The 15749-nt window shown below is 57.2% G+C and carries 9 protein-coding genes and 2 pseudogenes; all 11 read right to left on the bottom strand.

Translation table 11 applies throughout. The features are described 5' to 3' along the window. Window positions 1-45: 45 nt before the first annotated feature. A complete protein-coding gene (locus EJ067_RS33850) occupies window positions 46-1185 on the bottom strand; it encodes an extracellular solute-binding protein (protein WP_126089374.1) in 1140 nt (379 codons plus the stop codon). Between the two features lie 239 nt (window positions 1186-1424). Continuing rightward, a complete protein-coding gene (locus EJ067_RS33845) occupies window positions 1425-3122 on the bottom strand; it encodes a hydantoinase B/oxoprolinase family protein (RefSeq protein ID WP_245468112.1) in 1698 nt (565 codons plus the stop codon). A 17-nt stretch (window positions 3123-3139) separates the two neighbouring features. Continuing rightward, window positions 3140-5182: a hydantoinase/oxoprolinase family protein gene (locus EJ067_RS33840; RefSeq protein ID WP_126089373.1), complete on the bottom strand. Its 2043-nt coding sequence runs from the start codon at window positions 5180-5182 to the stop codon at window positions 3140-3142. A 916-nt stretch (window positions 5183-6098) separates the two neighbouring features. Continuing rightward, window positions 6099-7166: a GlxA family transcriptional regulator gene (locus EJ067_RS33835; protein ID WP_126089372.1), complete on the bottom strand. Its 1068-nt coding sequence runs from the start codon at window positions 7164-7166 to the stop codon at window positions 6099-6101. A gap of 1329 nt (window positions 7167-8495) precedes the next feature. Then, window positions 8496-9085 (bottom strand): annotated as a pseudogene (locus EJ067_RS33825) (ATP-binding cassette domain-containing protein); the annotation flags it as partial. Beyond that, window positions 9078-9263, bottom strand: a pseudogene (locus tag EJ067_RS33820) (ABC transporter permease); the annotation flags it as partial. The pseudogenes EJ067_RS33825 and EJ067_RS33820, both read right to left, overlap by 8 nt. Before the next feature lie 224 nt (window positions 9264-9487). Next, complete coding sequence (locus EJ067_RS33810) at window positions 9488-10543, bottom strand: GlxA family transcriptional regulator (RefSeq protein WP_126089370.1); 1056 nt, start codon at window positions 10541-10543, stop codon at window positions 9488-9490. A gap of 31 nt (window positions 10544-10574) precedes the next feature. Next, entirely contained in the window at window positions 10575-10901 is a 327-nt protein-coding gene (locus EJ067_RS33805; protein ID WP_126089369.1) for a hypothetical protein, read from the bottom strand. Between the two features lie 188 nt (window positions 10902-11089). Next, window positions 11090-12628, bottom strand: coding sequence for a trimethylamine methyltransferase family protein (locus EJ067_RS33800; RefSeq protein WP_126089368.1), 1539 nt, complete (start codon window positions 12626-12628; stop codon window positions 11090-11092). Window positions 12629-12656: 28 nt separating this feature from the next. Next, entirely contained in the window at window positions 12657-15080 is a 2424-nt protein-coding gene (locus EJ067_RS33795) for an FAD-dependent oxidoreductase (RefSeq protein ID WP_126089367.1), read from the bottom strand. Between the two features lie 52 nt (window positions 15081-15132). Then, complete coding sequence (locus EJ067_RS33790; RefSeq protein WP_189510868.1) at window positions 15133-15348, bottom strand: hypothetical protein; 216 nt, start codon at window positions 15346-15348, stop codon at window positions 15133-15135. Window positions 15349-15749: the final 401 nt, after the last annotated feature.

Genomic DNA, 15749 nt, shown 5'->3' with positions numbered 1-15749 from the left:
TGTTCGGTCTGGACGTTTTCCCATTCGCGGAATCCTCGTTCGATGTCAGGCGGCTTGAATACGCAGCCATTCGCGATCCCAGATCCGTTGACCCTCCCCCAGTGGTTTCGGATACTGCACCCGCTTGAGCACTTCCTTGGGCGGATTGAGTATTTCCGAATTCGCCATCCGCTTGTCAATGAACGGCTTGCTAGCCTCCATGCAGGACGCGGTCCCCAGCGTGTTGACGAAGTTTCCATATTGGCGCGGCTGAAAGAAGAAGTCGAAGAACTTCCAGACAACTGGCAGCCGCTCGGACGTGTTGACGGGAGCCCAGACATCGAGATAGCCGTATATGCCGTCCTCGGGCGCGACCCAAACGATGTTCTCATTCTCCTGTTGGGCCAAATAAATATCATAGTCCCAGCTCATCGCGATCGCAACTGAACCGTCGACCAACCCCCTCGAAATGTCCGTGTCCACGAACCGCTTCAAATAGGGCTTAATCTCGATGATCTTGTCGGCGGCGCGCCTCACAGTGCTGCCGTCCGTCGACGAAATCGAGTCGCCGTTGACGATGAGCCCTGTCCCGATGACAAATTGCGGCTGGTTGAGGAACGTGATCTTGCCCTTATATTTCTCTGCTACCTTCCAGACATCGGCCCACGATTTCAAATCCTCTTTGACGATGTCGCGGCGGTAGCCGAATCCCGTTTTGCCGTAGTCAGTCGTGACGCAGCGGGGCTGCGATGCCGCCGCATAGCCGACTTTAAAGGCCTCGTCGATGTTGGCGTAGTTCGGCACTGCGCCCAGATCAACTGGAGCCGACACGCCCAAGTCGATGAGGCGCTGAACGTCGTTCTCGACGAGCAACATTATGTCCACCGCCGCGGGATCCGTCGCGAGCTTTGCGATCCGGTCCTCCTCGCCAGGGATTGACGCCAATCGCACGTCCGCGTCAGGATATGCCTTCCGAAAGTCGGGAATGTTGTCCTTTCCAATCCAGTCGGGCCAACCGCCTAACGTGATGGTGCCGCTGGTCAGTTGCTTGACCGAGGCCTCGCCGCTGGCCCATGCCGATCCCAATCCTCCCAGCGACAGTGCAACGAGCCCGCCAGCCATCGAGTGGAATCGTCGCCGGTTGATCACGTTGCGTTGTGCATTGGCTACTCTCAGTTCCCACAGCTCTTTTTCGCTCTTTTTCATCGCTCCTACCTCACTCCCATCAGGTTAGGTTTAAGTCTGTATTCCCATCGCTTCAAAAAAGGCTCGCCAGTAGCGCGTTACCTCGTCGCATTGAAGGCATTGCTTAGAGCTTTGCTTGAGAAATTATCATTTATCTGCATTACAGCTCTGGTCGCGATGCGTTACTGTCGATACCAGTACTTGGGCAGGAAAGGCCAACGCATTCCTTGCGTCCCTCTCAAAAACCTCGCCGTGTTGTGCTAGGCGGGCAAGATATGCCCATAGTGTCTTCGCGCATGACCATCGCTGATGTAACCCTCTCTTACATCGACCCTAACAGCCTCCGCTTCCCGCTCCGATGCCGGTCCATATCCTCCTCCACCCCCACATTGGATTTCGAAAACCGCGTTCTTCGGAACCTCTACGCGCGTCGCCTTTCCAATCTCCTTAGTTCGTCCGTCCGGTAGGCGTAGCACTGCGCGGTTTGGCCGCCCCTTGTCCCCGCCTGCGAGACCCCAAGGCGGGTTCTTCGTCCGCTCGATCACGCTTGTAACCCACGAGTCCTCAAGTGCTCGAAAGCTGATGTCAAGGCCAAGACCGCCGCGATAGCGACCAGCGCCACCGGAATCCTGTGCTAGTTCAACCTTCTCAAAAAGCCAGGGATTTCTCGCTTCCCAGACCTCAGCAGAAGGAAAGCGTGTCGAAGTCTCCGAGATGTGCATCAAACTGTTTGCGCCGTCTCCGGCGGCATGAGCTCCCTGTCCAACTGGGCATACAAAGGCGTCTGCCCATGGTTCACGCGTGCCTGACCGAAGCCCCCAGGGTACCACCGTAAGAATACAGCCCCCACTACTCGCCGGGACCCGCTCCGGCAGCGCAGTGGCGAGCGCCTTGTAGATAACTTCCATCGCCTGCAGAGTCGCCCAACCGACCAGGAAGCATGGAGAAGGGGGGAGCGGTTCAAACATTGATCCGGGTCGCGTAATGACCTCTATTGGGCGGAAGTGCCCTTGGTTCGGCTGGTCGCCGCTCCCTGCCAGCATCATAATCGCGACGGAAGTGGCTGAGACAGTGTCGGGGCGCGGGCAATTGATCGGTCCCCCTCGAGCTTCAGGAGCATTGGAATAATCGACCGTAACACTCGAGCCAGCGATCTCGACGATCACCTCAAACTCGATCTCTTCATCGCTGATCCCGTCGCTGTCCATCCGTCCAAAGGCAGAGTAACGGCCGTCTGGAATTTCCTGTAGGTAGCTACGCACAAGCGCTTCGCCATGATCTAGCATTCGCTCAACGGCCCCGGAGAAGCGCTCACCGCCATGCCGCTCTACCACGTCCCTCATGCCAACTGCCCCGACTCTGAGGGACGCCACCATAGCTTCGACGTCGCCGCCGATGGCGATGGGCATGCGTGAATTTGCAAGCAGGGTACGATATATGTCCAGGACGCGCTCCCCCCGCCTATACAGTTTGACGCCGGGAAAAATTGTCCCCTCTTGGAAAAGGTCAACCGTATCCGTCGAGTACGGTTCTTTCCCCCCCACGTCGAGGAGGTGAGCCTTCACGGCAGCGTATCCGATCAGCTCGTCGCTACCTGCAAAGACCGGCATAATGAGAGCCGCGTCCTGCGGATGAGTTCCCGTTGCGTATGGCAGGTTTATGTAGAGAATGTCGCCAGGTTCGAGTGCCCTTTCCCCTCCGACGCCTTTGACGGCGGCCTCGACACAAAAGCTCAACGTTCCCATGAAGATCGGCAGTGTCGGTGCTTGGGCCAGCAATCGTACCTTCCGATCGTAAATCGAAACCGCGAAGTCAAGAACTTCATAGATTACAGGGGAGAATGCAGTGCGGATTAGTGTCCGCTTCATCTGCTCAGCTACTGAATTTAGAGTGTGTCTGATGATTTCTGTTGTAATCGGATCAACGTCTTCAATCATGGCCTGTGTCGCTTTCTTCATCGCTGAACGCTGCTCCGTCATGACCGTGTCCTCTTATCAGTAAGCAAAAGCGACCCTTCGTCACCAACGCGAAGAGAAAATCCGACATCCAGGTAAGTTGTCGCGGTTTGTTCAAGGACGATCGCCGGGCCCGTGATCGCGTCGCCTGCAGATAAGGACGTCCGCGGCACTATCTGAAACGGCAGCACCGCATCTTCCGTGAAAGAGTAGGCGTCGAACGTCTCCGGTGGCCTCAGTGACGCCCCCGGAACCGCTTTTTCAGTCCTCGGCGGGAGTGGCGTCCGAGCCGTGGCCCGCATGACGACGACCTCTAGGTCATCCTCCAGTGCATGGCCAAAGGTCTTAGTGTACTCGGCGACGAATAGTTTACGAATCTGGTCGATCGAAGCACGGACTTCTCCATCGCGAAACGGAACAGGAACCGTTAGCGAGTGCTCTTGTCCGACGAAGCGAAGGTCGAGGGCAACCTCGTTGTCCTGGCTGTCCGTGATGCTTCCCTCAACGGCGTCCGAGCCAAGCGTTTCGAAAGAGGCAGCAAGTGCGCGATTAATTTCAGGAAGACTCGTATCTGTTAGCTTGAGGATACGGGTCCGCGCAGCTGTGCGCGTGATATCGGCACCCAAAAGGCCCCATGCAGAAAAGTTTCCAGCATGGGGCGGGACCACTATCTCTCGGATTCCCAGCTCTCGGGCAATAAGCGTTGCAAACAGAGGCCCCGCCCCCCCGAAAGCGATGATCGAGGCTGAGCGTGGATCATGACCTTGCTCGATCGTGATCTCCCTGATGGCATTGGCCATATTTGAAGTCACAATAGTCAGGATCCCGCGTGCCGTCTGCTTGATGTCGTTGAGACCCAATTCCCTTGCGAGCTCAAGGAGCGACGCCTCTGCCTTCTCGCGTTTAAGCATCAGCCCAGTCGAAAGCTTCGCTTGACCAAGCATTCCGAGGACCAGTGCGGCGTCTGTTACCGTTGCTGCCGTGCCACCTCGGTCATAGCACGCAGGCCCCGGCTGCGCACCAGCACTCCGGGGCCCGACTTTCATGAGCCCCCCGCGGTCAACGTACGCGATCGATCCGCCGCCCGCCCCGATGGTGCGAAGGTCCACCCACGGGACCTGTACAGGGAGGCCAACAACACTGCCCTCGTACATAAGGGGTGGCCGATCGCCTCTGATGAAGCAAGTGTCGAAGCTCGTTCCACCTACATCTATCGAAATGGCATCGCCTAGGCCAAGCCGTCGTGCAAGCTCCGCGGCGCCCTCGGCTCCAGCAGCTGGTCCAGACAGAACCGTCTCGACCGGTCGTCGTCCGGCCTCCTCGAAGGTCATCGCTCCCCCGCCAGAGCGAGTGACCAGCATCTTTCCCCTGAATCCCGTCGCTCTCACCCGTTCTCCGAGCGACTTAAGATAATTGGCCATACGCGGCCGCACGAATGCATCAACAACCGTGGTGGAGGTGCGCTCGTACTCACGATATTCGCCGGAGACCTCGTGCGAGAGCGAAAGTTCCCCACGATACCCCGCTTCCCGCAACGCTTTTGCTGCCGCAATTTCATGTGCGGGATTCACATAGGAGTGAAGGAATGAGATCGCGACCGATTCAATACCTTCTGCCTCGAGCGCTTTTGCAGCTTCGAAGACGTCCTTCTCGTCAAGGTGAGTTAGGATTGCCCCGTCGGCAGTGATGCGTTCCGTGATCGGGATTCGCAGCCGCCTGGACACTAAAGGCGAAGGGGGATTCCAGAATAGGTTGTACGCGTCCCCACGATCTCCCCGACGTGACTCGAGAACATCTCGAAAGCCCCGTGTGCAGAGGAGAGCCATCTTGGGGCCCTTCCGTTCAAGCAAAGCGTTGAGCGGAACGGTCGTCGCGTGAATAAAGAATGCAGCTTCGCTCATAGCGCGAGGCGGAATCGCCTCCGCGATTGCTGAGGCCACCCCTTCAACGGGATCGGCGGACGTTGTCGAAACTTTGGCGGGCCAGACTTCACCCGTGGTGTCGTCGTAGAAGATCAAATCCGTGAATGTTCCACCCACATCAACACCAACTCGCGTAGCCATTAACCCTCCTCTTCAATTATTAACCGCACTGCCTCAAGCCATTAATTTGCTATAGGCCTGCTGCTGACCATCGTCCGGGTACCGCGTCTCTCCATTTAAACAAGCGCCTAACGTCGACCTCGATGATCGCCGACGCTGCCCCTGTGGTTCCAGATCCTGACGCCGTAAGTACGATTCCCCGGAGTTTATCGACGTTGCGGGAGGAAGTGCTGCCGAAGATCGCCTCGCAAACGGAAAGTTTTTCTTCGGAATGCCTTGTCCAAAGTTGAAAATAAGAAGCGCGGGCGTGGCTGAGGCGCTTGCGCTCGCCGCCGAGCTCAGTGACGACTGAACAGCGCAAAAACACCTGTCCGCCGAAGGGCGCCACGATGCGGGCAAGCAATTTGGGGACGGCATTCTCGATTGTGCAAGGACAGCCTAGCGATCTCTGAGACGAGGCGTTCGAGAACGGCAACCCATGCGCAGGCAAATCCGCTCTGCGCAAACGGTCTCGGTTTGGCCGGCCACGTCTCTCGGCGCTGCGCGAAGTCGAGACAGCGTTGGTTAGGTGAACCTCGCCCAGCGCAGCCGTTTTGCGCCATGAAGCGGCCGGGCCGTTCGCCCAGGCGGTTCGCGCGGCCGGGAGTGGGAAACGACCGACGGAGGCGAGCTCATTCGGCGTGTGGATGACGGCGGAAATGGTCACTGCCCCGGGACCGACTGGTAAGGAGGTGTGAGGGTCGATGACCTGAATGGGCAAAATGATCGAAGCGATCTGGACCGGGAAGACCAGAAATTAACTGGGAGCGTAGAGCTCGTTTGGCGGATTTGGACCCGTTACGCAGATCACCATACGGGCCCGCGGCTTTTGAAAGTGCCGCACCAATGAGGCCTGACAGAAGACCGCACTCGATCACATGGGCGGCAACCACCGAAGTTAATTGGGCATTATTTCGTTACTTAGCCGCCGATCGATTTGGAGGCTTCTCATATCATCTGGGCCGCGGGATCTTATTTTTCTTTGTTGGCAAACTGGAAATCGTGAATGATGCGGGGCGGACCCGTACGCCTCCCGGTATGCTTTCGAGAAGTGCGATGCAGAGACAAAGCCACATGCAATCGCAATTTCAAGGACCGGCAGTCGCGAACTGATGAGTAGCAAGTGAGCACGTTCTAGACGAAGATCCAAATAATACCGACTTGGTGAACATCCCAGTTCGCGCCTAAACAGCCGCTCGATTTGACGGCGGGACAGGCCCGCCGACCGCACAATATCATCTAGCAGCAATGGTTCCGTGAGGTTTGCTTCCATCAACTCAATGACCTTGATGACCGTCTGATGGTTTAGTTGCACTCGAGAATGAAGCGGTAGACGTTGGCGATCACCTGCGGAACGGGTCCTGAACGCGATGGCTTTTTCGCAAACACGGTTGGCAACGATCGTCCCATGATGGCCGCCGACCAAATCCAAAAACATGTCGAAGGGGGCGTCACCGCCCGCGCAAGTGTATAGGTCTCCGTCCCGTTCAAAGGCGGTTTGAGTGGCTAGCACAAGTGGGAACCGCTCGGAGAACAGAGGGAATTGCTCCCAGTGCACTGCGCAACGTCGCCCTTCTGCAACTCCTACTCGAGCGAGCGCGATAGTACCGCCACTTATGCCTACGAGGCTGCCGCGGCGGTTGCGACACTCTCGTAGCCATGCATCAAGCTGTCTGTGCATACTAGGAGCGTTGCGACCGCCCACGACGACGACAGTCGGCGGTGACATCGAACGCCGAGCCCGTTCACGTTCGAAGGCCAACGAAGAATCGACGCAAACCGATAAACCGCAACTCGAGGCCGCAGGTTGCCCGTCGTCCGAAATCACTTGCCACCTATAAACGTCCCGCCCCACCACTTCGTTGGCGAGCCTCAATGCTTCCAGTGCTGACGAGAGGGCCTGGAGCGAAAAGGTGGGCAAGAGGTAGAAGACAAAATTTTGCCATGTGGACTGTGCGTCTAGCATCCCTTGGGTGTCCTTTTCTGCTGCCTTGATCGCTCAAGCTTCCAGCGGCGAAGCCAGAACTGCGCGACCGACTTGCTTATTGGTTCTGTGCCCGTCGGACCCGTATTCGGCAGCACCCGAGCGAAGGTTTTGCACTTCGTCGCGGTCGATAAACCGGGTATAGACTGAACTCAGGTCCTGGATAGGGCGTTTTGGCGCCGTCCCACCTCGGTGGAGAGCCGAACTTTCTCCCCTCAACGTGTCGTTCGATCCTCCATGTCGCGCTCGCTTACCTCGCAACAGTGAATAACTCGCATCCCGGGCCAAGCAGCAGTTGTTGAGCGTTCGGGCAGAATCTGGTAGAGTGCTGCTAACGAATAAATCGGCTGCTTGTCATCTAATGTAAAGTCGATCTCACATCATGCGTGACTTCTATGCGGGTACGTCTTCCCTGAGCTGTGTTGAAAGTATGTAGGCCGCTGCGGTCCTGCGTACCGATACCATTGCTTTTGAGACTCATGGCTGCTTCCTTTCAGGCTAGCGACTACCACTGCAACTTGTGAAGTCATGAAACTGTTGTCTCTAATCAACCATGGGTCACTGGAATATGTGTGCCGGTATTCATAGCCCAGGCTGCCTTGCGTGTAGCCCGGTTCGGGTGAGATCGTAATTGGAATTCTAGCAAATCAGGTGAGATAAGTGTTTCTGTTTCCGCTGGCATCTGAAAAATCTCCATCTTCGGAGTTGCGACATTGAAAAAGCTTCTGCTGGGTGTGCGATCGGCCTCAGACAGTGATGAGAAAGAACGCGTACGGCAATGACACGGGTGCGATATACTACTCAACCGGTACGCATGATGTGCATCGAACGCTGTGACCGCCACGCATCAGCGCCAGGCCGAATGACATCATTTCTCGTGCGAAATGTGAGTGATCCAGGGTGCCCCTTCGCACAAGTTAACCCGCTGCGAACGTGCCGCGGTAGACTAGGCAACGAGCTGTCGACAAAGCTGACCTCGGAGAATTCCCGCGGTTCCGTTGAAAAGTTGCTCAACCGCACTTCGCGCGTTCTCGCGGTACGGCGCGATATTGTGGGTGGTGCTAAGACTGCACAACTTTACTATGCGTCCAGCTTGTCCTGCCCTGTCCTCTTGCCCGCGCGATTGAGGATGGCGCGGATGGACAGATCCGGTGGACCATTACCGAGATGAGATCAAGGGTATCGCCTACGATACTCCGGCGGGGGTTTTGACCGACCTTGTTCTTCACGATGAGACATGTGTGATCGCGACGTTGCCGATAGATGATGAGCGCCGTCTCGGTCCAGGCGGCGATCCTCAACCTCCTGGCCGACCTGCAGTCGAAGCAGGACGTCAGCTACATCTTCATCTCGCACGACCTCGTCGAGGATCAGCATCGACAGATCGTTTGCCAAGGCATGGCGATCGCCACGCGCTGCTGCATGCCGCCTGACAACTGGTGAGGATAGCGCTGCATGACGCTGGCCGGATCGGAGCTGCGCACCAGGTTCAGCATCGCGATCGCCTTATCGCTCGCCGCTTGTCCCGAAACGCAGGCCAGCTCGAAGATCGCGGTGAGCTGGCGGCCGATGCGCAGCGACGGGTTCAGGGCCTTGCCCGGGTCCTGATAGACCATGGAGACGCTTTCCGCGCGGGCGCGCCCCAGCGCCTCGGCATCGAGCTTCATCACATCCTCGCCGTCGAGCGCGATCGAGCCGCCGGTGATCGAACCGTTGCGCGGCAAATAGCGCACCACCGACAGCGCCACCGTGGACTTGCCGCAGCCGGATTCGCCGACCAGCCCGTACGCCTCGCCCGGCTTGATGGTGAGGTTGACGTTGCGCAGCACCGCGCGGTTGCGGCCGCCGACGCGATAGGCGACCGATAGATCCTTGAGCTCGAGCGCGTTCCTGTCAGTCATTGAACGCTCCGTGGACGCCATCGGCAACCAGGTTGACGCCGATCACCAGCGAGGCGATCGCCAGAGCATCGAACAGCCCGTCCACCAGAAGCCGCCGCCCATCGTTGCCGTAATTGCTGGAGATGGAGAGCGCCCCGTCGGGGGACGGCGGCTGGATGCCGAAGCCCATGAAGGAAAGAACCGCATGCCGCTCGAAAACCATCTAATTGAGGGCCTTGTAGACGGCCGTGTTAGCCGCTGCGATTTCATCCGTCATGGTAGCCTACTTGGCCTTTCGCTGCCATTGTTAGCCGGCATAACCACGGCCGCGCGGGCCTAGGCGTCATGACCTCTCATGCGCGAGCGCAAGGTGCGCCTGGCTCCTGGCGGCTTAACTTGGTATTTATTACGTGGCATATCATGTCAGGTGTACCCCAACCCCGGTCCAACCCATGACGGAACCTTTGCCCGGCATTTCTGCGGGGAGATGCCGTTGAAGTCTCGAAAGCTCTTTGCGAAATGCGAGGCCGATATGAATCCGCAGGCCATTGCGATATCAATGATCGGCATCCGCGTACCCTCGATCAGCCGTTTTGCGTGCTCGACCCTGATTCGGAGATAATGACGAACGGGGGTTATTCCTATATGGGCAGCAAACAGCCGCTCAAGTTGGCGGCGAGAGATCCCTACCCGCTGAGCCACCTCGCCGAGTGACAACGGAAACTCGACATTCTCCTCCATGGTCCGCATCGCTAACTCCAGCTTGGGGCTCACTCCGGCAAACGCCAGTCGCGATGGCCCTGTCTGACGCTTTGAACCCGAACGTTGACCTTCCACTGTCGCATGGCGGCAAACCTCCTGCGCAATGAAGCCCCCAGCGTGGCTGCCGATGAGGTCCACCGCGAGATCGAACGCCGCCAGTTCGCCGGCACATGTTGAATACTGCCCGTCCTTGACGAATAAGGAATCCCGGATCCGGGACGTGTGAAACACTTCGGAAAACGCGGCGAGCCGCGACCAGTGGATCGTGCATCGCGTGTCTGCCAAGAGACCAGTCTGGGCGAGCAGCCAAGTTCCGGTGCCTATGGCCGAAATCGGTATCCCACGCCGGGCAATGGCGCGCAGAAAAGTATTGAGTTGCGGCGAAAGCTGCCTTTCCACGGGCTCACCTGCAATAAGGACGACCTGATCGGCTCTTCGATCGCCCATGCCTGCTGAAAGTTCGTCCATCGAGGTGTCGACTGCCATTGCAAGTCCGTTGGTCCCTTCGACGGGCTGCTTACTCGTGCCGATGATCGACCAGCGAAACAACGACACCCCCGCGATAGCGTTGGCCATGCGCAACGGCTCGATATAGGCGTGAAGCGCGAGGTGCGAAAAGCCAGAAAGCACGAGCACCGCCACGTCGAGCGGTCGGAGGGCGGCCGTTTCGGTTGGGGCCAGCGCCTGCAAGGCGAAGATGTTGGGCGGAGCGTTCATTTGAGCGTGGTAGTAACCAAGTTGGCATTAGTCAGAATACAAAACTAACCGCACAATCGAGTATCAGGTCATCTGTGCGATCTTCTTTATAAAGAACCGCAGGGTACTCGTCAGCTGCACGGATGCGATCCAATCGATACCGTCGCATCTTGGGAAGATTAGGTTCGCGAATAGCCGAGGCCCGCCACTCCGCTTCCACCATAGCCCCACAACCGAGCCGATGCTGGTTCAATCGTGCGGCTTTTTCCCGTTGCCCCGAACTATCGATGTGATCATTTCCAGCGCGAACCGCGTCAAATGGCATAATCTTGCGGCGCTTGCTGGCGCTAAACGGGGGATTCTTACTTGAATCTGTCATTTCGAAATCCAACCCCGAGTGCATGCCTAGTCTACAGAGGAGCTCAGCGCTCGGATGGTAGATTATCAGCGAGTTAATGGCTGACTTTTTTGTATGATCCAAGCACTGTGGAGGCGACTGCCCTCTTATGCGTAAGCAACGTGTTGCGCCAATTAGGTTCTGTACCTCTCGCCTTTCTACAGGGCAGCCTATGCGGGAAACGCTCCTCCTTCGCGGGTACGCCGCGCAACGAATTCTCTAAGAGCTTCCTCAGCACCCTCTTGCAGGGAGGGGGCTTTGAAATCTTCGACTACTTTCTTCCATATGGTATTTGCACGCATAGTAGCGGTTTTGCTGCCGTCTTCAGACCACTGCCCGAAATTGCGCCAATCCGACACAAGCGGCGAATAAAATGCGGTTTGGTAGCGAGACATGGTGTAGGGCGCGCCGAAGAAATGGCCGCCCGGCTCGACTTCAGCGATCGCCTCATAAAGATTGTCTGTATCCAAATCTGCCGTCTGAAAGATTTCTGCAATCGTCTGCAGCATTTCGACATCAAGGATGAATTTCTCCAGTGATGCCGACAGGCCGCTTTCTAGCCATCCGGCAGCATGAAGCATCATGTTGACGCCGCCCAGGACCGACCCCCAAACCGAATTTAGATATTCGTAAGTGGCTTGGGCATCTGGTGTATTCGATGCAGTTGCAGCGGAGCCTCGCCAAGGCAGCCCGATATGACGCGCCAATTGCCCTGCGCCGAATGCCGCTCGCACAAACTCTGGTGTGCCGAACGCGGGAGATCCGGATTTCATGTCGACGTTAGACGTAAACGAGCCGTAAACGACCGGTGCCCCTGGGTTCACGATTTGAGACAGTGTGATTCCAGCCAACGCCTCAGCATGTTGTAGTGCGAGGGCGCCTGCAATTGTGATCGGAGCCATTGCACCGGCGAGGGTAAAAGGAGTGATGATCGCAACCTGCTTGGCACGCGCGAAATCGATAATGCCTTGGCACATCGGAACGTCGAGCTGGCGCGGAGAGTTGGTGTTAATGACCGTAAAACAGTACGGGCGAGCTCGAAAATCTTCCTCATCGACCCCGCGTGCGAGGCGGATCATCTCGAACATGTCTTTTACTTGGTTCGACCCGCGAGCATAAACGAACAGCGGCTTGTTGCTGAGAGTCAATTGGCCCTCAGTCTGAACTAGGTGGCGTAATTCAAGCGGCACGTCCTGAGGTTCGACATTAACACTCAGGAGGTGCACTATCTCAAAATGCTGCGTGAGCTTGAGGAAAGTTCGCATGTCTTCTTGCGTGCCGGCGCGTCGACCGCGTTCTATATCCATCACATTCGGGGGGCCGCCGATGCAGACAAATGCCGTGCTTGAGCCGCCAATTTGGATGTTGCGGTCCGAGGAACCGCCTGCTAGCGCGAAAGACGCAGGAGCACTTGCCAGCGCCTGTCGAACGAGACCTCGATCGATGAAAACAGTTGAACTGGATGTATCGACTTTTGCGCCGGCCTTTCGAAAATACTCGAGAGCCTCTTCGTTTAGCACACGCATGCCCAAGTTCTCTAGAACGCGCAGCGCGGTATCGTGCAATGCGGCGATTTGATCGTCGGAAAAGCTCCGCTGCGGCTGGAGAGGATTGGTCAATCTGCGGTAGGCAACCTTTCCCGACGGAACTCCTGCCGAACCGACCTCGCGCCGGGGGCGATGCCCCAATCTCTGAACTCGCTTTGTCATGAGTGCCGGCCCCTTGCTCGCAACCGTTTCATTGACGCAACCTCGCCCCGTTTGGATCGATCGGAGAGGAAGGAATTATCTCGGCTTGGCGTGGCTTCCCGACCACGTCGACTGACAGGGTGGCCCCCTCATCGACGGCGACACTGTCAACGTATCCGAGTGCTAAGCTTAGGCCGGAAACGTGCCCGTACGCGCCCGATGTCACTTGACCAACGAGATGCCCGCCCGCGAAGACAGGCTCAAAGCCTGAAGCGTCGGCGCCATTGGCATCGATTTTGAGAGTAACCAGCCGCTGTTTTGGCCGCCCTTTATCACGCTCGCCCAGTACCGCGTCTCTTCCAATGAAATCGCCTTTATCAAAGGCAACAAAGCGGTCGAGGCCGCACATGGCCGGTGTGTAAGCGCGAGTGAACTCACGCGACCAGATCCCATAGCTTTTCTCGATACGCAGAGAACTCAACGCATTGAAACCGATTTCACGAAGGTTCCACTCGCGGCCGGCTAACAACAAATCAAGGTAGAGCTGTCTTTGCTCGGCAGCGTTCACATTGATCTCATAGCCTAGTTCCCCCATCACCGAGAGGCGTGCCACATTGGCCCGGCTGCGGCAAATGTCAATTTGCTGACACGCCATGAATGGAAAGGCCGCGTTCGACAGATCTGAAGGAGTTAAGCTCGCTAGAAATTCGCGTGACTTTGGGCCGGTGATCGATAGGCCAGAAACTGCATCCGAAATGTCGGTGATCGCAACACCTGTGCTTGGCTTGTGCTGGTCGAACCAGCGCATATGCCAAGACCGCAGATAGTACGACCCCATTAGCCAGAAAGTTTCATCATCCCAGTTGAGAACGGTAAGATCGCCCATTAGATGACCAGATGCAGACAGCATCGGAGCCAGCCGCACGCGATGGGGCTTAGGAAGCTGACAGGCCAATAGACGATCGAGAAAATCCTTCGCTCCCGGCCCTTTTATCTCGTAGCGGGAAAAGGCCGTAGTATCGAGGAGGGTGACACCCTCGCGCACTGCCCGACATTCCGCCGCTACCAAAGGAAAGGCATTTGAGCGATTGAGTGTCGGAGTCTCAGCGAATCCAGGGTCGTTCGGCGTGAAATAGAGCGGCACCTCCATTCCCCATGAAGCCCCCCACCGTGCCCCTTGCGCGGACATGACGTCATAGGCCGGCGGCGTCTTTAACGGTCTGCCTGCCGGGAGCTGTTCATTAGGATAGCTGATCAAGAAGCGCCGAGCATAGAATTGTCCGGTGGTGGCTTTGAGATAAGTACGATTCGATGCGAACTTGCCGTACCGGGCAACATCCATGCCAAAAACCTCGGCCTCAGGTTCACTTGACGTGATCCACTGCGCCAATGCCAGGCCTATGCCGCCGCCTTGGCTAAACCCGGCCATGACACCGCATGCACACCAGTAATTTCGCAGGCCAGGAACAGGCCCAACTAGGGGGTTTCCGTCAGGGGTGAAAGTGATTGGCCCGTTAACCCATCGCTTAATGCCGGTACTCTGAAGAACAGGATAGCGCTCGAACCCAATCGACAGTTCAGGAGAAATTCGATCAATGTCCGCTGGGATCAATTCGATACCAAAATCCCACGGCGCGCCTTCTACATTCCAGTGTTTTGGATTGCGTTCGTAAACTCCTAGAAGCAGCCCCTTGCCTTCCTGCCGCGCGTAGGTGAACCCTTCCAAATCGACAACGGCCGGCATCTCCTCGCTCATTGCCGAAAGTTCGGGGATCGCCTCGGTGATGAGATAGTGATGCTCCATTGGTACGACCGGCAGGTCGACACCAGCCATCATCCCAACCTGTTTGGCCCAGAGTCCGGCAGCATTCACAATGTGCTCAGCTGTGACCGTTCCTTTTTCTGTCACGACGGTCCACGAGCCGTCCTGCCGCGCATGCAGTTCCATCACCCCATTACGCAGAATAACTTCCGCTCCCGCCTTTTTCGCTGCGGATGCAAAAGCGTGCGTAGTGCCGTAAGGATCAACGTAGCCGTCATTCGGATCCCAAAGGCCCCCATATATGTTCGTTGTGTCGAGGATCGGGCAGCGTTTCTTGATTTCTTCGGGCGAAATCAGCGCTACGTCATCAAGCCCGATAGTGCGAAATCCTGACAAAGCAGCCTGGAGCCATTCCCACCGCTCCCGCGTACCTGCTATGGTTATTGCTCCGGGCGTGCGAACCCCCAATTGGTGGTCACTCTCCCGCTGCAGGTCTCGATAGAGTCCGATCGTATAGCTCTGAAGCGCCGCCAGATTAGTATCTGCATTGACCGCGTGGAAGCTTGCTGCAGCATGCCAGGTCGACCCGGCCGTCAGCTCACGACGCTCGATGAGCGCGATGTCATTCCAGCCAAGTTTTGTAAGGTGGTACAGCACGCTCGCGCCGACTATTCCCCCTCCAATAACCACCACACGGTAATGCGACTTCATCAAGCTGGCCCTATGTTCGCTAGACATGGTTTCGTGAATGCAGGTGAGCCTATCAACAGCCTTTCAAAACTCGGTGCGTTTCGGCAAAGCCGATGCGGCCGAGAAGTGGCAGCGACAGTCCGAGCAGGCTGCCGTGGCGCACGAAGTCGCGGCGGCTGACGCCGCCATCGACAAGCCCGTCGATGAGATGGTTTCGAGCGGCATGCGGCAACGCCTCAGGAGATCGGCAGCGCCTCAGGAGATCGAGAATGCGGTGGTTTGTTGTCACCTTTTAGTCCTCCCCTAACACACGATGGTTTCGAGCCGCCACCCTAGGGCGGGCGGCCCAATAGTGAACTCCAGGCTTCGGCTCTTGTGAGGCCGCATCCCGCTCGGATCGCCACGAGCCAGATCCGTTCTGCATTGTACACGTTGTAAGCTTTCGACACGCGTACCAGTAGTTTTTCACAGCTCCTGCCCGCCGAAGGATTAGCCCTTTGACAATAAGGCAAGGCGCTATGGAAGTGTTGCTGACTTGCGCCCAGCTTGCGAAAACATTTGCTGTGAAAGGCTGCTCTTCGAGGTTCTTTCCGACGGAGAGGTCGTCCGCTTGCCTGCAGGCTTCTCCAACCGCACTGCTCATAATTGGTTGGCTGGCGCCGCAAGTCGTGGCGCTACGAAAATGATCAT

The sequence above is a fragment of the Mesorhizobium sp. M1D.F.Ca.ET.043.01.1.1 genome (genome assembly GCF_003952385.1).
In the GTDB taxonomy this organism is placed as follows: domain Bacteria; phylum Pseudomonadota; class Alphaproteobacteria; order Rhizobiales; family Rhizobiaceae; genus Mesorhizobium.
The sequence above is the reverse complement of the archived record's forward strand: the minus strand, read 5'-3'. Positions and strand labels throughout refer to the sequence as shown.